We start from the raw sequence: 18,608 nt of genomic DNA, 5'->3' as shown, positions 1-18,608 counted from the left end.
CTGCATCAGCCGGCCCCGCGCCACCACCAGCCGGGCCGCGTCCGCCAGCGACAGCACACCCACAACATGCGCCGCAGCCAGCTCGCCGATCGAATGCCCGGCCACCACGTCGGGCCGTACGCCCCACGCCTCCACCAGCCGGAACAACGCCACTTCCAGCGCGAACAGGGCCGGCTGGGTGAGCGCGGTCGCGTTCAACGCCTCCGCGTCCTCACCCCACACCACCTCCCGCAGCGACCGCCCCAGCAACGGGTCGACCTCCGCGCACACCGCGTCGAAGGCCTCCGCGAACACCGGGAAGGAGGTATACAACTCCCGCCCCATTCCCAGCCGTTGCGCACCCTGCCCCGTGAACAGGAAGGCGGTACGCCCACCCGGGCGCGCCTGACCGGTCTGCACCGCGGGGTGTTCTGCGCCCGCCGCGAGGGCGGCCAGTGCGTTTTCCCGGTCGCCCACGACCACGGCCCGGTGTTCGAACAGGGACCGGGAACTCGCCAGTGAGTGGCCGACGTCCGCGGGCCGGAGTTCTTCCTCGTGCACCCGCGCGAGCAGCGCCGCCGCCTGGTCCGCCAGTGCCTGCGCGGTTTTCGCCGAGAGTGCCCACGGCGCCACCGGCGGCAGCGGGTCCACCGGCTCCTCGTCGGCGGCCGCTGCCTCGGCCGGCGCCTCGGCGGGCGCCTGTTCGACGATCACGTGCGCGTTGGTCCCGCTCAGCCCGAACGAGGAGATGCCGGCCCGCCGCGGCCCGTTCCCGTCCCCGTCCGGCCACGCGCGTGCCTCGGTCAGCAGTTCCACGCGGCCTGCGGACCAGTCCACATGATCCGAGGGCGCGTCCACGTGCAGGGTCCGGGGCAGGACCCCGTGCCGCATCGCCATCACCATCTTGATGACGCCCGCGACTCCCGCCGCGGCCTGCGTGTGTCCGAAGTTGGATTTGACGGAGCCCAGCCACAGTGGCCGGTCCTGGGGCCGCTTCCTGCCGTACGTGGCCAGCAGGGCCTGCGCTTCGATCGGGTCGCCCAGCCGGGTGCCCGTGCCGTGTGCCTCGACCGCGTCGACGTCGGCGGTCGTCAGTCCGGCGTCGGCGAGGGCCTGGCGGATCACCCGTTGCTGCGCCGGGCCGTTGGGGACGGTCATGGCGCTCGACGCGCCGTCCTGGTTGACGGCCGAGCCGCTGACCAGCGCGAGCACCGGGTGGCCGTTGCGCCGCGCGTCCGAGAGCCGCTCCAGCAGCAGGACGCCCGCGCCCTCGCCCCAGCCCGTGCCGTCGGCGGCCGCCGCGAACGGCTTGCAGCGGCCGTCCGGTGCGAGCCCGCGCTGCTCGCTGAAGTACACGAGCATGTCGGGAGTGGACATCACGGTGACGCCTCCGGCCAGGGCCAGGGAGCACTCGCCCGACCGCAGGGCCTGGGCCGCCATGTGCAGGGCCACCAGCGAGGAGGAGCAGGCGGTGTCGACGGTCACGGCCGGGCCCTCCAGGCCGAGCGTGTACGCGGTGCGTCCCGAGACGAAGCTGCCCGCGCTGCCGTCGGCGTAGTCGTGGTACATCACGCCGGCGTAGACGCCCGTCCGGCTGCCCTTGAGGGTGGTCGGGTCGACCCCGGCCCGCTCGATGGCCTCCCAGGAGATCTCCAGCAGCAGCCGCTGCTGCGGGTCCATGGTCAGCGCCTCGCGCGGGCTGATCCCGAAGAACGCCGGATCGAACGCGGCCGCGTCGTAGAGGAACGCGCCGTCCCGGGCGTACGACTTGCCCGGCACTCCGGGCTGCGGGTCGTACACGTCCGGGTCCCAGCCCCGGTCGGCCGGGAACCCGGACACCGCGTCGGTGCCGTCGGCGACGAGCCGCCACAGGTCTTCCGGGGTGCCGGCGCCGCCGGGGTAGCGGCACGCCATGGCCACGATCGCGATCGGGTCGTTGCTCGCGGCGGTGAGCCGGGCGTTCTCCTCGCGCAGCCGCTCGTTGTCGGTGAGTGACTTGCGCAGGGCCGCGACGACCTGTTCCACCGATGTGCTCACGTCATCCTCATCATTCGGATCGGGGATCAGGGGGATCAGCTGAGTTCGCCGCCGGCCAGGGCGGCGCGTACGAGGTCGTCCACGTCCATCTCGCCGATGGCCGGGCCCTGTTGCGCCGGGGCGGCGGCGGAAGCCCGGGCGGCGCCGGTCTCGGCCGGTGCCGTCTGCGCCAGGCCGAGCAGGGCGTCGAGGAGGCCGGACGCGCGCAGCCGCGCGGCCGGGATCGACAGCAGGGCCCGCCTGATGGCGTCCTCGTCGAGCGGCTCCGCCGCCGCTTCGGCGGCCGGCTCGGGCTCCAGTTCCTCCCGCAGGAACCCGCCCAGGGCGGCCGAGTTGGGGTAGTCGAACATCAGCGTGGCGGGCAGCCGCAGCCCGGTCGCCTTCTGGAGCCGGTTGCGGAGTTCGATGGCCCCGAGGGAGTCCAGGCCGAGTTCGGTGAAGCCGCGGTCGGCCGCGACCCCCGCCGGGTCGCCGTGGCCGAGTACGGCGGCCGCGTGGCCCCGTACCAGTTCCTCCACGTAGCGGGCCCGCTCCGGCCCGGCGGGCAGCCCGGCCAGCTTGCGCCGGACCAGGGAGCCGCCGCTGTCGCCGGATCCCGCGGACGGGACCGCGGTGGGCTTGGCGGTGGTCTTGCGGACGGGCGGTCCCGCCACCGCCCTCAGCAGGGCCGGGATCTCGTCGGCTCGCGCGCGCAGCGCGGCACGGTCGAGCCGGACGGGGGCGAGCAGGGCCTCGTCCCGGGCGAGCGCCGCGTCGAACAGGGCCAGCCCGTCGTCGAAGGACAGCTCCAGCACCCCGGAGCGGCCCATCCGGCGCAGGTCTGCCTCGGTGAGCTCCGGGCCCTCGCCGACCGTGCCCTCCCACAGGCCCCAGGCCAGCGAGGTCGCGGCGAGACCGGCGGCGCGGCGGTCGGCGGCCAGGGAGTCGAGGAAGACGTTCGCCGCGGCGTAGGTGGCCTGTCCGGCGGCCAGGATCTGGCCGCCGGCCGAGGAGTAGAGCACGAAGGCGGCCAGTCCGAGGTCCTTGGTCAGCTCGTGGAGGTGCCAGGCGGCGTCCACCTTGGGCCGCAGGACCCGGCTCACCTGCTCCTGGGTGACCGCGCCGACCAGGGCGTTGTCCATGACTCCGGCGGCGTGCACGACACCGGTCAGCGGGTGCGCGGCGGGGATCTCGTCGAGCAGTGCCGCCAGCGCGTACCGGTCGGCGGCGTCGACCGCGGCGATCCGTACGGTGGCGCCCGACGCGGCGAGTTCCTTGCGGAGTTCCCCGGCTCCGGGGGCTTCCGTACCGCGCCGGCTGGTCAGTACGAGGTGGCGTACGCCGTGCTCGGCGACCAGGTGCCGGGCGAGCACCCCGCCCAGCAGGCCGGTGCCCCCGGTGATCAGGACGGTGCCGTCCGGGTTCCAGTGCGGGGCCGCGGCGTCCGTGGCGGGGGTGGTGGGGGTGGCAGGGGTGGTGGCGGTGTAGCGGGGTACGAGGATCCGGCCGGACCGGAGGGCGATCTCCGTCTCGGCGGTGGCGACGGCCGCGGGCAGGGCCTGCGCCGACTCCTCCGTCCCGTCGAGGTCGACGACGGTGAAGCGGCCCGGGTTCTCGGCCTGCGCGGCGCGCAACACGCCCCACAGCGGGGCCTGTACGCAGTCCACGGTGGCGCCGGGGCCGACGGGTACGGCGTTCCGAGTGACGAGCACCAGCCGGGAGTCGGCGAACCGCTCGTCGGCCAGCCACTGCCCGAGCCCGTCGAGCAGCCGGCCCACGGAGGTGCGGACCTGTTCGGGCACGCCGCCGGTGGTTCCGAAGACGTCGGAGACATCGGAGACGTCGGGCGCGCTGAGGACGACCGTGCCCGGCGCGTGCGGTGACGGGGCGAGGTCGGCGAGCGAGCCGACCGTCCGGAGGCCGAGGAGGGCGGGGAGACCAGGGAGGGCGGGGAGGGCGGAGCCCACCACCACCCAGTCGTCGGCGGAGACCGCCGCCCGGGAGGGCTCGTACGGCTGCCAGTCGACGCGGAACAGGTCCGCGCGGCGGCTGTCGCCGCCCGCCAGCTGCTCGGCGGACACCTCGCGCACCACCAGGGACCCGACCGTGGCCACGGGCTCACCGGTCGGCGCGGTGATCCGCAGGGCGAGGGCGTCGGGGCCGGGTTTGGTCAGCCGCACCCGCAGGGCGGCGGCGCCGGAAGCGTGCAGGGTGACGTCGTTCCACACGAAGGGCAGCGCGGCGCGGACAGGCCCGCCACCCCCACCGTCGCCGTCACCGTCGCCGTCACCGTCGCCGTCACCGTCGAAGATGCGCTCCGCGTGCAGGGCCGCGTCGAGCAGTGCGGGATGCAGGGCGAACGCGGCGGCCTCGGTCCGGGCGTGGTCGGGCAGCGAGATCTCGGCGTACAGCTCGTCGCCGCGCCGCCAGGCGGCCGTGAGGCCCTGGAAGACCGGTCCGTAGCCGTACCCGAGTCCGGCGAGGTCCTCGTACATCCCGCTCACGTCGACCGGGTGGGCGCCGGCCGGGGGCCAGGCCTCCGGATCGGCGTCGGGGACCGCCGGCTCGGGGGCGAGCACACCGCGGGCGTTGCGGCTCCACGGGGCGTCGGGGTCGAGGTCCTCGGCGCGTGAGTAGAGGGTGACGTCGCGCCGTCCCGAAGCGTCCGCCTCGCCCACGACGACCTGCACGGCGACTCCGGTGTTCCCGGGCAGCAGCAGCGGGGTCTCCTGGGTCAGCTCCTCCAAGCGGGCGCAGCCCGCCTCGTGTCCGGCGCGCAGCGCCATCTCGACGTACGCGGTACCGGGCAGCAGCACGCTGCCGTGCACGGCGTGGTCGGCGAGCCAGGGGTGGGTGGGGACGGAGATCCGGCCGGTGAGCACGGGGGCGCCGGTCTCGGGCGAGACGACGACCGCGCTGAGCAGCGGGTGCCCGGCGGGCTGCTGGCCCAGTCCGGTCGCGTCACCGACCGCGGCGGGCGCCTCGAGCCAGTAGCGGGTGCGCCGGAAGGGGTAGGTGGGGAGGTCGACGCGGCGGCGGGTGCCGGTACCGGCGAAGAAGGCCTGCCAGTCGACGGCCGCCCCGTGCACGTGGAGCTGTGCGAGCGCGGTGAGCAGGGTCTGCGCCTCCGGCCGGTTCTTGCGCAGGCCCGCGACGAGTACGGCGTCGTCGGCGCTCTGCGCGGCCAGGCCGGTGAGGATGCCGTCGGGTCCGATCTCCAGGAACCGGGTCACGCCCTGCTGTTCCAGGGTGCGCACGGCGTCGGTGAAGCGGACGGCCTCGCGGACCTGGCCGACCCAGTACTCGGGAGACTGCCAGGCCTCGCAGGACGCGCCGGTCACCGTGGAGACGACGGGGATGCGCGGCGGGCTGAACCTCACTTCCTGTGCCACGGACCGGAATTCGTCCAGCATCGGGTCCATCAGCGCCGAGTGGAAGGCGTGCGAGACGGCGAGGCGGCTGGTCTTGCGGCCGGCGGCGGTGAACTGCTCGCCGAGCGCGAGCACGGCTGCCTCGACGCCCGAGACGACCACCGACCGTGGACCGTTGACGGCCGCGATGCCGACCCCGTCGGTGAGCAGCGGCAGGACCTCCTCCTCCGTCGCCTGGACGGCGAGCATCGCGCCCCCGGCGGGCAGCGCCTGCATCAGCCGGCCGCGGGCCACCACCAGCCGGGCCGCGTCCGCCAGCGACAGCACCCCGACGGCATGTGCCGCGGCGAGCTCGCCGATCGAATGCCCGGCGACCACGTCGGGCCGTACGCCCCACGTCTCCACCAGCCGGAACAGCGCCACTTCGAGGGCGAACAGGGCGGGCTGGGTGAGCGCGGTCGCGTTCAGCTCCTCCGCTTCCCCGCCCCAGACGACCGCACGCAGTGACCGTCCCAGCAGCGGGTCGATCTCCGCGCACACCGTGTCGAAGGCGGCCGCGAAGACGGGGAAGGAGGCGTACAGCTCACGCCCCATGCCGAGCCGTTGCGCACCCTGACCGGTGAACAGGAACGCCGTCCGCCCGCCGGACCGGGCGGAGCCCCGTACGCTGCCGCCGTCCCCCTCGATCTCTTCGAGGAAGGCCTCGAGCCCGTTCAGCGCGCTCTCCGCGTCCGCGGCCAGGACGACCGCGCGGTGTTCCAGCGCCGCCCGGCCCGTGGCCAGGCTGTACGCCACGTCGCCGAGGTCCGGTGCCGGGCCGGCGAGCAGGCGGGCGTGGAGTTCGCGTGCCTGGCGTGCCGGGCCGTCCGCGTCGGAGCCGGAAAGCAGCAGCGGCCATACGGCAGGGGTCACGCCGGGGAGCGGGGCCGGGGCCGCGGCCGGCTCCGGGGCCTCCTCGACGATCAGGTGGGCGTTGGTGCCGCTGAGACCGAACGAGGACACGGTGGCCCGGCGCGGCCGGTCCGCCCGCCGGGGCCAAGGCCTGGCCTCGGTGAGGAGCCGTACGTTCCCGGCGTCCCAGTCGACCTCGGGCGAAGGCACGTCCACATGGAGGGTCTTGGGCATCAGGCCGTTGCGCAGGGCCATGACGGACTTGATGACACCGCTGACGCCGGCCGCGGCCTGGGCGTGTCCGATGTTGGACTTGATGGAGCCCAGCCACACCGGGTCGTCGGCGGGCCGCCCCCGGCCGTACGTGGCGAGCAGCGCCTGCGCCTCGATCGGGTCGCCGAGCCGGGTGCCCGTGCCGTGGCCCTCGACCAGGTCCACGTCGGAGGTGGTGAGGCCGCAGGTGGCCAGGGCGCGCTGGATGACGCGCTGCTGCGAGGGGCCGTTGGGGGCGGTCAGTCCGTTGCTGGCGCCGTCCTGGTTGATGGCCGAGCCGCGGATCACGGCGAGGACCTCGTGGCCCAGGCGCTGCGCGTCGGAGAGGCGTTCGACGAGGAGCAGGCCGACGCCCTCCGCCCAGCCCGTGCCGTCCGCGGCGCCCGCGAAGGCCTTGCACCGGCCGTCGGCGGACAGGCCGCGCTGCTGGGCGAACTCGACGTAGATCTCGGGCGTGGACATCACCGTGACACCGCCGGCCAGCGCCATGCCGACCTCTCCGCGGCGCAGCGCCTGGCAGGCCATGTGGAGGGCGACCAGCGAGGAGGAGCAGGCCGTGTCCACGCTGACGGCGGGGCCTTCGAGGCCCAGCGCGTAGGCGACGCGGCCGGTCAGGATGGAGGCCGCGGTGCCGTTGCCGAGGTAGCCGGCGACGTCGTCGGGGATGTGCTGGAGGCGCGAGCCGTAGTCGTGGTACATGACGCCCGCGTAGACGCCGGTCTGGCTGCCGCGCATCGTCGTGGGGTCGATGCCGGCGCGTTCGAAGGCCTCCCAGGCCGCCTGGAGCAGCAGCCGCTGCTGCGGGTCCATGGCGATGGCCTCGCGGGGGCTGATGCCGAAGAACGCGGGGTCGAACTCGGCCGCGTCGTAGAGGAATCCGCCGTCGCGGGCGTACGTCTTCCCGTGCAGGCCGGGCTCCGGGTCGTAGAGGGCGTCGGTGTCCCAGCCCCGGCCGGCGGGGAAGCCGGCGATCGCGTCGCGTCCTTCGGCGACGAGCTCCCACAGGTCCTCCGCGGAGCGCACGCCTCCGGGGAAGCGGCAGCTGATCCCGACGATGGCGATGGGTTCGTCGTCCGCGAGGGCTGTCGGGGCCGCGGGCTGTTCGGGGGCCGCTTCCGGGGCCGCGCCGCCGAGTTCGGTGTCGAGGTGGTCGGCGATGGCGCGGGCGGTCGGGTGGTCGAAGACGAGGGTGACGGGCAGGCGCAGTCCGGTGGCGGTGTTCAGCGCGTTGCGCAGTTCCACGGCGGCGAGCGAGTCGAAGCCCAGTTCCTTGAAGGCGCGGTCCGCTCCGACGGTGTCCGTGGAGGCGTGGCCGAGGACGGCGGCGACCTGGGTGGCGACGAGGTCGAGGAGGGCCCGGCGGCGTTCGGCGGCGCCGAGCGGGGCCAGCCTGCGGGCGAGGCCGTCGCCGGCGGGTGCGGTGTTCGCCGCGCTGCGGCGGGCGGCGGGCCGGCCGGCGGCCGCGGCGGCGCGCAGCAGCGGCGGGAGGTCGGTACCGCGGGCGTGCAGGGCGGCGGGGTCGACCTGGAGGGGGGCGAGCAGGGCGTGCCGGGTACGCAGGGCCTCGTCGAAGAGGGCGAGTCCGCGGTCGGCGGGGAGGGCGGGCAGGCCGAGCCGGTTCATCTTCTCGACGTCGGCGTCGGTGAGTTCGCCGCCGAGGCCGGTGTTGACCGCCCACAGCCCGTACGCGAGGGAGGTGGCGGGGAGGCCGGCCGCCCGGCGGTGGGCGGCGAGCGCGTCCAGGAAGACGTTCGCCGCGGCGTAGTTGCCCTGTCCGGCGGGCAGGACGAGTCCGCCGGCCGAGGAGAACATCACGAAGGCGGTCAGGTCGAGGCCCTCGGTGAGTTCGTGCAGGTGCCAGGCGGCGTCCGCCTTGGGCCGCAGGGCGGTGTCCAGGCGGTCGGGGGTGAGGGTGCCGATCAGCCCGGGGTCGACCACGCCCGCCGCGTGGACGACGCCGGTGAGCGGGTGCGCGTCGGGGATCGACCCGAGTACGCCGGCCAGGGCGGTGCGGTCGGCGGCGTCGCAGGCCGCGACGCGGACGCCCTCGGCTCCGGCTGCGAGGAGCCGCTCGCGCAGTGCGGCGGCGCCGGGGGCCTGCGGGCCGCGGCGGCTGGTGAGCAGCAGGTGGCGTACGCCGTGCCGGGTGACGAGGTGGTGGGCGAGGCGGGCGCCGAGTCCGCCGGTGCCGCCGGTGATGAGGACGGTGCCGTCGCCGGTCCAGGGGGTGTCCGCCTCGGGGACGGCGGTCGGCAGCAGCCGCGGGACGAGGAAACGGCCGTCGCGCAGGGCGAGTTCGGGCTCGCCGTGGGCCAGGGCGGCGGCCGCGACGGCGGGGAAGTCCGCCGGGTCGATGTCCGGGTCGGTGTCGAGCAGGATGATCCGGCCCGGGTTCTCGGCCTGCGCCGCCCGGACGATGCCCCACACGGGGGCCTGGCTGAGGTCGGGAGCGGTGTCCGCGCCGGTGGCGACCGCTCCGCGGGTGACGACGACCAGGGTGGTGAACTCGAACCGCTCGTCCGTCAGCCAGGACTGCAGCAGGCCCAGTACGTACGAGCTGACGGTGCGCGTGGCTTCGAGCACGGGACGGCGCACGGGGGTGGGGCAGCAGGCCAGGACGACGGCCGACGGGTCGCCGAGGATGGCCAGCCCGTACTCGTCGAGGACCACGAGGGAGGAGCTGTGGACGGGTTCGGCCGGCTCGGGGAGCGGGGTCCACTCGATGTGGTGCAGGGCGTCGGAGAGGGGGCCGCCGGCCGGTTCCAGCTGGCCGGCGGAGACGGGCCGGCAGATCAGCGAGGCCACGGTCATCACGGGGCGGCCGGTCTCGTCGGCGACGACCATCGCCGATTCCTCGGCCCCGCGGATCCGGCGTACGTACACGCGCAGGGCCGCGGCTCCCGTCGCGTGCAGGGCGACCCCGCTCCAGGCGAAGGGCAGCAGCGCCTCGGTGCCGCCCTCGCCCTGGTCGACGAGGACGTCCACGTGCATGGCGGTGTCCAGGAGCGCCGGGTGCAGGCCGTAGCCTGCGGCCTCGCCGCGCACCGCGTCGGGCAGGGCGACCTCGGCGAACAGTTCGTCGCCGCGCCGCCAGGCCGCCGTGAGGCCCTGGAAGGCGGGCCCGTAGCCGTATCCGCGCTCGCGCAGGCTCTCGTACGCCCCGGTCACCTCGACGGGGGTGGCGCCGTGCGGCGGCCACTGGGTGAGGTCGGCGTCGACGTGCGGCGGCGTGCCGGTGGTGAGGAAGCCGGTGGCGTGACGGGTCCAGGCGCCTTCGGGGGCGCCGTCCGGACGGGAGTGGATGTGCAGGGGGCGGCGGCCCGACGCGTCGGGGGCGCCGGCGGTGACGCGCAGGGCGGCGCCGCGGGCGGCGGGCAGGACGAGCGGCGCTTCGAGGGTCAGTTCCTCCAGGACGTCGCAGCCCACCTGGTCGCCGAGGCGTACGGCGAGCTCGACGAAGCCGGTGCCGGGCAGCAGGACGGCTCCGTGCACGGCGTGGTCGGCGATCCAGGGCTGTCCGGCGGCCGAGAGCCGGCCGGTCAGGACGACGGTGCCGGACTCGGGCGCCACGACGGCCGCGCTGAGGAGGGGGTGTTCGACCGGGTCGAGACCGGCCGAGCCGAGGTCTCCGGTGGCGGCGGGTACGTCGAGCCAGTAGCGGTCCCGCTGGAAGGCGTAGGTGGGCAGGTCGACGAGGGTGCCGGGACGGGGCCGGGCAGAGCTGCCGAGCACGGCGGGCCAGTCGACGGCGCTGCCGTGCGCCCAGGCCGCGCCGATGCCGGTGAGGGCTTCGCGGGCCTCGTCGCGGTCGCGGCGCAGCAGGGGGACGAAGGCGGTGTCCTCGTGGGTGGCCGAGCCCGCGCCGAGCGCGGTGAGGACGGCGTCGGGGCCGATCTCGACGAAGGTGCGGACGCCCAGCTCCTCGGCCCGGCGTACCGCGTCGGCGAAGCGGACGGCCTCGCGGACCTGGCGGACCCAGTAGGCGGGCGACTGCCACGGCGCGGAGGTCTCGCCGGTGACGGTGGAGACGACCGGGATGCGCGGCTCGTGGAACGTCAACCGTGCGGCCACGGCCGCGAACTCCTCGAGCATGGGTTCCATCAGCGCCGAGTGGAAGGCGTGCGAGACGGACAGGCGGCTGGTCTTGCGTCCGGCGGCGGCGAAGTGCGCGCCGAGTGCGACGGCGGCCGCTTCGGTGCCCGACACCACCACCGACCGCGGCCCGTTGACGGCCGCGATGCCCACGCCGTCGGTGAGCAGCGGCAGGACTTCCTCCTCCGCCGCCTGGACGGCGACCATCGCGCCGCCGGCGGGCAGCGCCTGCATCAACCGGCCGCGGGCGACGACGAGTTCCGCCGCGTCGGCGAGGGACAGGACGCCCGCGGCGTGCGCGGCGGCCAGCTCGCCGATCGAGTGCCCGGCCAGTACGTCGGGCCGCAGGCCCCAGGTTTCGGCCAGCCGGAACAGCGCCACTTCGAGGGCGAACAGGGCGGGCTGGGCGAGGGCGGTGGCGTTCAGCGCGTCCGCGTCCGTACCCCAGACCACGGCGCGCAGCGGCTGCCCGAGGTGCCGGTCGAGCTCCGCGCACGCGGCGTCGAAGGCCGCGGCGAAGACGGGGAAGGCGGCGTACAGGTCGCGGCCCATGCCGAGCCGCTGGGCTCCCTGGCCGGTGAAGAGGAAGGCGGTCTTGGCGTCCTGGGCCACCGCGGCGCCCGCGAGGAGCTCCAGCGAGCGGGAGAGCTCGGTGCGGTCGGCGCCCAGGGCGACGGCGCGGTGTTCCAGCGCCGCCCGTCCGGTGGCCAGGACGTGGGCGGCGGGGGCCAGTTCGCCGTCGGAGAGCGAGTCCAGGCGTTCCCGGAGCCGGTCGGCCTGGGCGCGCAGGGCCTCGGGGGTGGCTCCGGAGACCGTCCAGGGGACGGCGGGGAGCGCGGCCCCCGGCAGGGCCTCGACGGCCGCATCGGTGTCCGCCGGGGCCGCCGGGGCCTGCTCGATGATCACGTGGGCGTTGGTCCCGCTGATCCCGAAGGAGGACACGCCGGCCCGCCGCACCCCGGCCGGTGCGGGAGTCCAGGCGCGTGCCTCGGTGAGGAGTTCCACCTCACCGGCGGACCAGTCCACCTGCTCGGACGGGGTGTCTGCGTGGAGGGTGCGGGGCAGCACGCCGTGCTCCATGGCCAGGACCATCTTGATGATCCCCGCGACACCGGCCGCGGCCTGCGTGTGGCCCATGTTGGACTTGACGGAGCCCAGCCACAGGGGCCGGCCCTCGGGGCGTTCCTGCCCGTAGGTCTCCAGCAGGGCCTGCGCCTCGATCGGGTCGCCCAGCCGGGTGCCCGTGCCGTGCGCCTCCACCACGTCGACCTCGGCCGCCGTCAGGCCGGCGTCGGCGAGGGCCTGGCGGATCACCCGCTGCTGCGCCGGACCGTTCGGAGCGGTCAGGCCGTTCGACGCGCCATCCTGGTTCAGCGCCGAACCGCGCACGACGGCCAGCACCCGGTGACCGTTGCGCCGCGCGTCCGACAGCCGCTCCAGCAGCAGCACACCCGCACCCTCACCCCAGCCCGTACCGTCCGCGCCCGCACCGAACGACTTGCAGCGGCCGTCGGAGGCGAGGCCGCGCTGGCGGCTCATGTCGAGGAAGGTGTCCGGGGTGGACATGACCGTGACCCCGCCCGCGAGGGCCAGCGAGCACTCCCCGGCGCGCAGCGAACGGGCCGCCATGTGCAGGGCCACCAGTGAGGAGGAGCAGGCGGTGTCCACGCTGATCGCCGGGCCTTCCAGGCCCAGGGCGTAGGCGACCCGGCCGGAGACCACGCTCGCGAGGCTGCCGTTGCCGTGGTAGCCGGCCACGTCCTCGGGGAGCGGGCCGAGCCGCAGCCCCCAGTCGTGGTACATCACCCCGGCGAAGACGCCGGTGCTGCTGCCCTTGACGGACCGGGGGTCGATCCCGGCGCGTTCGAAGGTCTCCCAGGCGACCTCGAGCAGCAGCCGCTGCTGCGGGTCCATGGCCTGGGCCTCGCGCGGGCTGATCCCGAAGAACGCCGGGTCGAACCGGGCGGCGTCGTAGAGGAATCCGCCCTCGGTGGAGTACGTCTTGCCGGGCTTGCCGATCTCCGGGTCGTACAGGTCGCCGGCCCAGCCGCGGTCGGCGGGGAAGGGGCCGATGGCGTCGGCGCCTTCCGCGACGAGCTGCCACAGCTCTTCGGGGGAGCCCACCCCGCCGGGATAGCGGCAGGCCATGCCGACGATCACGACCGGGTCGGCGGCGACAGCGGTGCCGGTGCCCGTGCCCGCCGGGGCGGGGGCGGGGGCGGCGGCGTGGGCCGGGGCCGCCGAGCCGACGAGCTTGGTCACCAGGTGTTCGGCCAGCGCGGTCGCCGTCGGGTAGTCGAAGGTGAGGGTGGCGCTGAGCCGCAGGCCGGTCGCGGCGCCGAGCCGGTTGCGCAGTTCGACGGCGGCCAGTGAGTCGAAGCCGGTCTCGGTGAACGCCCGGTTCGCGGTGACCTCTTCGGCGCTCTGGTAGCCGAGGACGGCCGCGGCCTCGGTGCGGACCAGCCGCAGGACGGTGGCGAGCCGGTCGGCCGCGCCGAGTTCCGCGAGGCTCGCGCCGAGCGGCACGTCGGCACGGCGGGGGGAGCCCGCGGCCGCCGGGCGGCGTGCGGCGGTCCGGACGAGGCCCCGCAGCAGGAGGGGCGCACCGTCGCCGCGGCTGCGCACGGCGCGGTGGTTGACCCGTACGGGGACCACGGCCGGCTCGTGGCCGGCCAGGGCCCGGTCCAGCCGGTCCAGGTTCTCCTCGAAGGTCAGCGAGTCGAGGCCGAGGCGCTCGATGCGGGTGAGGGCCGCCGCGTCGAGGGTGGCGCCCATGCCGCCGCCACCGGCCCACAGGCCCCAGGCGAGCGAGGTGACGACCTGGCCGGCCGCCGCGCGGTGGGCGGCCAGGGCGTCCAGGAAGAGGTTGGCGGCGGCGTAGTTGCCCTGGCCGGCGCCGTCGAGGACGGTCGAGGCGGAGGAGAAGAGGACGAACGCGGTCAGGTCCAGGCCCGCGGTCAGTTCGTGGAGGTTCCAGGCGGCGTCCGCCTTGGGGCGCATCACGGTGTCGAGGCGCTGCGGGGTGAGGTCGCCGGTCAGGCCGTCGTCGATGACTCCGGCGGCGTGCACCACGGCGCGCAGCGGGTGCGCGGCCGGAATCGCGGCGAGCAGCGCGGCCAGGGCGTCTCGGTCGGCGGCATCGGCGGCCGTGACGGTGGCCTCGGCGCCCAGGGCGGCGAGCTCGGAGACGAGTGCGCGTGCGCCGGGGGCGTCGGGGCCGCGTCTGCTGGTCAGCAGGAGGTGGCGGACGCCGTGCCGCCGGACGAGGTGGCGGGCGAGTGCGGCGCCGACGCCGCCGGTGCCGCCGGTGATCAGTACGGTGCCCGTGGCGTCCCAGGGGGCGGGGCGCTCCTCGTCGGCGGGGGGTACGGCGGCCAGCCTCGGCACGTACGACCCGGCTCCGCGCAGGGCGAGTTCGGGTTCGGTGGCGGCGGCGAGCGCCCGGCCGAGCGCGGGGAGTGCGGCCTCATCGGTGTCGACGAGGGTGAAGCGGCCGGGGTTCTCCGCCTCGGCGGAGCGTACGAGGCCCCAGACGGGCGCCTGGGCGAGGTCGAGGCCGGTACCGGGGACGGCGGCGCCGTTGCGGGTGACGACGGCCAGCCGGGAGTCGGCGTAGCGGTCGTCCGCCAGCCAGGTCTGCAGGGCGGCCAGCGCGTCGGCGGCCACGGTCCGGACGGCGGCGGTCAGTTCGCCGCCGTCCGGGGTCGGGAGGGTGCGGTAGACGACGACGGGCGGCACGGGCCCGCCGGCGGGATCCACCACGTCGGCGAATTCCGCGAACTGTACCGGTTCCGCGGGCAGTTCGATGGAGTTCCACTGGACGTGCAGCAGCGGGTCGGGGCGGTCTGCCGCGAGCTGCGCCCCGGTGGCGGCGCGCAGCAGCAGGGAGTCGATCCGGGCTACGGGGGCGCCGTCGGCGTCGGCGACCGTCACCGTGAGTTCCTCGCGGCCGCGCGCGGTGATCCGTACCCGGACGGCGGCGGCGCCGCCCGCGTAGAGCGCGACCCCGTTCCAGGAGAAGGGGATCCACGTCCCCTCGGGGCGGTCGCCGCCGGCCGCGAGGGCGTGGTCGGCGGGATGGAGGGCCGCGTCCAGCAGGGCCGGGTGCAGTCCGTAGCCGGCGGTGTCCGCCCGGGTCGGCTGCGGGGGCTCGACCTCGGCGAAGACCTCGCCGTCGCGGAGCCAGGCGGCCCGTACGCCGTGGAAGGCGGGCCCGTAGCCGTAGCCCTCGTCCGCCATGTCCGCGTAGAGGCCGCTGACGTCCAGCGGGACGGCCCCGGCCGGGGGCCACGGGCCGGAGAGGGCCTCCGTGTCCGCTGCGGGGGCGGCGGGTGCCAGGACGCCGGTGGCGTGGCGGACCCACTCGTCCTCGGGGTGCCCGGGGTCGTCGGCGTGCTCGGCGCCGTCCGGGCGGGAGTAGCACGCGACGGCGCGGCGGCCGTCCTCGTCGGGGGCGGCGACCACGACCTGGAGCGCCACTGCGCCCGAGGCGGGCAGGACCAGCGGCGACTGGAGCGTCAGCTCCTCGACCAGCGTGCAGCCGGTCTCCGCGGCGGCCCGCAGGGCGAGTTCCACGAAGGCGGTGCCGGGCAGCAGGGTGACCCCGGCGATGGTGTGGTCGGCGATCCACGGGTGGGTGCGCGGTGACAGGCGGCCGGTCAGGACGGTGCCCCCGGCGCCCGCGAGGTCGACGACCGATCCCAGCAGCGGGTGCCGGGCGGCGAGCTGGCCCAGGCCGGACGGGTCGCCGCCGGCCCGCTCGGGGGTGAGCCAGTACCGCCGGGTGCGGAAGGCGTAGGTGGGCAGGTCGACGCGGCGCGTGGCGCGGCCCGCGTAGACGGCATTCCAGTCGAGCGCGGCGCCGCGGGTGTGGGCGAGGGCGGCGGCCCCCAGCGCCTCGCGGACCTCGTCCCTGCCCGCGCGCAGCACGGGTGCGAAGACGGTGTCGGCCTCGCGCTCCTGGGGCAGGCAGTGCGGGCCGAGCGCGCTGAGGACGCCGTCGGGGCCGAGCTCCAGGAAGGTGCGTACGCCGCCCCGCACGGTCAGCCAGTCGACGGCGTCGGCGAAGCGGACGGCCTCGCGGGCGTGGCCGGTCCAGTAGTCGGGGGAGGTGAGCTCCTCGGTGGTCGCGAGCCGTCCGGTGACGGTGGAGACCAGGGGGATGCGCGGGGCGCGGTAGCCGAGGACGCCCGCGATCCGCCGGAACTCGGCGAGCATCGGTTCCATCAGCGGCGAGTGGAAGGCGTGGCTGACCTGGAGCCGCTTGGTCTTGCGGCCCTGGGCGGCGAACCGCTCGGCGAGGGCGAGTACGGCGTGCTCCTCGCCCGAGAGGACCACGGAATCGGGGCCGTTGACGGCGGCGACGGCTACGGCGACCTGGGCACCGGAGCCGTCGGCCCCGGCCCCGGCCTCGGCCCCGGCCCCGGCCCCGGCCTCGAGGAACGGGAGTACCTCCGCCTCGGTGGCCTGGACGGCGACCATGGCGCCGCCCCGGGGCAGCTCCTGCATGAGCCGGCCGCGCGCGGCGACGAGGGTGGCCGCGTCCTCCAGGTTGAGGACGCCCGCGGCGTGGGCGGCCGCGATCTCGCCGATGGAGTGGCCGGCCAGGAAGTCCGGGCGGATCCCCCAGGATTCGACGAGCCGGAACAGGGCGGTCTCGACCGCGAAGAGGGCGGTCTGCGCGTAGCGGGTCTCGTCGAGGAGCGCGGCGGCCCCGGTGCCCGGTTCGGCGAAGAGGACGTCCCACAGGGAGGTGTCGAGCTGGAGGTCGAGCCAGCCGATGGCGTCGGCGAGGGCGTCCGCGAACACGGGCTGGGTGTCGTACAGCCGCCGTCCCATGGCCAGGCGCTGGCTGCCCTGGCCGGTGAAGAGGAACGCGAGACGCCCGGAGGGGACCGTTCCGGTCCGGGTGGAGGGGGTGGCCTCCCCTTCGGCCAGGGCGCGCAGGCCGGCCAGGAGCTCCTCCCGGTCGGCCGCCAGGACGGCGGCCCGGTGCTCCAGGGCGGCCCGCCCGGTGCCGAGAGCGTGGCCGAGGTCCGCCGGGGCGAGCTCGGGCCGGGCGGCCACGAACTCCGCGAGCCGCTCGGCCTGCGCCCGCAGCCCTTCGCCGGAGCGCCCGCTGACGCCCACGAGCGCGAGGGGCGCGGCGCCGCCCGCGTCGCCGGACGCCCCGGCGGTGTCCGCGCCACCGTCCCCCGCGAGGGGCACTGCGGCGGGCACCGCGACGGGCCCCGCGGCCCCGCCGCCGCCGGGCTCGCGCGGCGGCTCCTCCACGATGACGTGCGCGTTGGTGCCGCTGATCCCGAAGCCGGAGACGCCCGCCCGGCGCGGCCGGTCCTCCTGCGCCGGCCACGGCACGGGTTCGGTGAGCAGCCGTACGGTCCCGGCGGACCAGTCGACGTTGCCGGTGGGCGCGTCGACGTGCAGGGTGCGCGGGAGTACGCCGTGCCGCATCGCCATGATCATCTTCATCAGGCCGGCCACCCCGGCCGCGGCCTGGGTGTGCCCGAGGTTGGACTTCACCGAGCCGAGCCACAGCGGCCGCTCCTCGGGCCGGTCCCTGCCGTACGTGGCGATCAGCGCCCGGGCCTCGATCGGGTCGCCCAGGGTGGTCCCGGTGCCGTGCGCCTCGACCGCGTCGACCTCGTCGCCCGACAGTCCCGCGTCGGCGAGGGCCTGGAGGATGACGCGCTGCTGCGCGGTGCCGCTGGGGGCGGTGAGCCCGTTGCTGGCGCCGTCCTGGTTGACGGCCGACCCGCGGATGACGGCGAGGACCCGGTGCCCGTTGCGCTGGGCGTCGCCGAGCCGCTCCACCACCAGCAGGCCGACGCCCTCGGCGAAGGAGGTGCCGTCGGCGGCCGCCGCGAAGGCCTTGATCTGCCCGTCCGGGGCGAGCCCGCGCTGCCTGCTGAACTCGGTGAACAGGCCGGGCGTGCTCAGGACGGTGACACCGCCGGCCAGCGCCATGGAGCACTCGCCGCGGCGCAGCGACTGCACGGCCAGGTGCAGGGAGACCAGTGATCCGGAGCACGCGGTGTCGACGGTGAGCGCCGGGCCCTCCAGGCCGAGCGCGTAGGCCACGCGCCCGGAGGTGACGCTGAGCGCGCCGCCGGTGACGAGGTAGCCGGTCAGGCTCTCGGGGGCGTCCTGCACCCGCGGCCCGTACTCGGAGGGGCCGGCGCCGATGAACACGCCGGTGCGGCTGCCGCGCAGCGAGGTGGGGTCGATGCCGGTGCGCTCGAGGGCCTCCCAGGCCGTCTCCAGCAGCAGCCGCTGCTGGGGGTCCATGGCGAGCGCCTCGCGCGGGCTGATCCCGAAGAACTCGGCGTCGAACTCGGGGGCGTCGTGCAGGAATCCGCCGGTGCGGGTGTAGCAGGTGCCGGGCACGGTGGGATCGTCGTCGAAGAGGGCGTCGAGGTCCCAGCCGCGGTCGTCGGGGAAGGGGCCGACGGCGGTTTCCCCGCGGGCGACGAGGTCCCACAGCTCTTCCGGCGAGCGCACCCCGCCGGGGAAGCGCCCGCCGATGCCGACGACGGCGATGGGTTCCCCGTCGAAGGCGGCGCGGGCCTCCGGCCCGGAGGCGGGGGCCGCGGTACGCGGGGCGGCGGGCCCGGCGGGCCCGGCGGGCGCTCCGAGGAGTTCCGTACGGACGTACGCGGCCAGCAGCTCGGGGCTGGGGTGGTCGAACGCGGCGGTCACCGGCAGGCCCAGCCCGGTCGCGGCGTTGATCCGGGCGTGCAGGTCGACCAGGGCGATGGAGTCCAGACCCAGTTCCTTGAAGGAGAGGCCGGTCGCGATCACCGGTTCGGTGTCCGGATGGGCCGTGCGCAGGATGTCGGCGGTCTGCGCGCAGACCAGGTCCAGGAGCAGCCTGGACTGCTCGCTCCCCGGAAGTCCGGTCAGCCGGGCGGCCAGGTGGGCCCCGGGGCGGACCTCCGCGCCGGACGGGTCATCAGCGACAGGATCGAAGCCCGCGGACATCTGCAC

Annotated in this window: 2 protein-coding genes (1 of these 2 only partly in view); both read right to left on the bottom strand. The window is 75.9% G+C overall.

The window, feature by feature from the left end:
• A protein-coding gene (locus ACZ6I1_RS09635; protein WP_469285300.1) for an SDR family NAD(P)-dependent oxidoreductase crosses the window boundary here: on the bottom strand, window positions 1-2,055 show its 5' end (the start). Its footprint begins 8,478 nt before the window's first position; 2,055 of the gene's 10,533 nt are visible here — the first part of the coding sequence; the start codon lies at window positions 2,053-2,055; its stop codon lies off the left edge, out of view.
• Window positions 2,052-18,608: a type I polyketide synthase gene (locus ACZ6I1_RS09630; RefSeq protein WP_469285037.1), complete on the bottom strand. Its 16,557-nt coding sequence runs from the start codon at window positions 18,606-18,608 to the stop codon at window positions 2,052-2,054. Before ACZ6I1_RS09630 ends, ACZ6I1_RS09635 begins: the two co-directional genes overlap by 4 nt.

The sequence above is a fragment of the Streptomyces sp. NPDC046303 genome, assembly GCF_055588085.1.
This window is presented reverse-complemented; position numbering and strand designations above follow the sequence as displayed.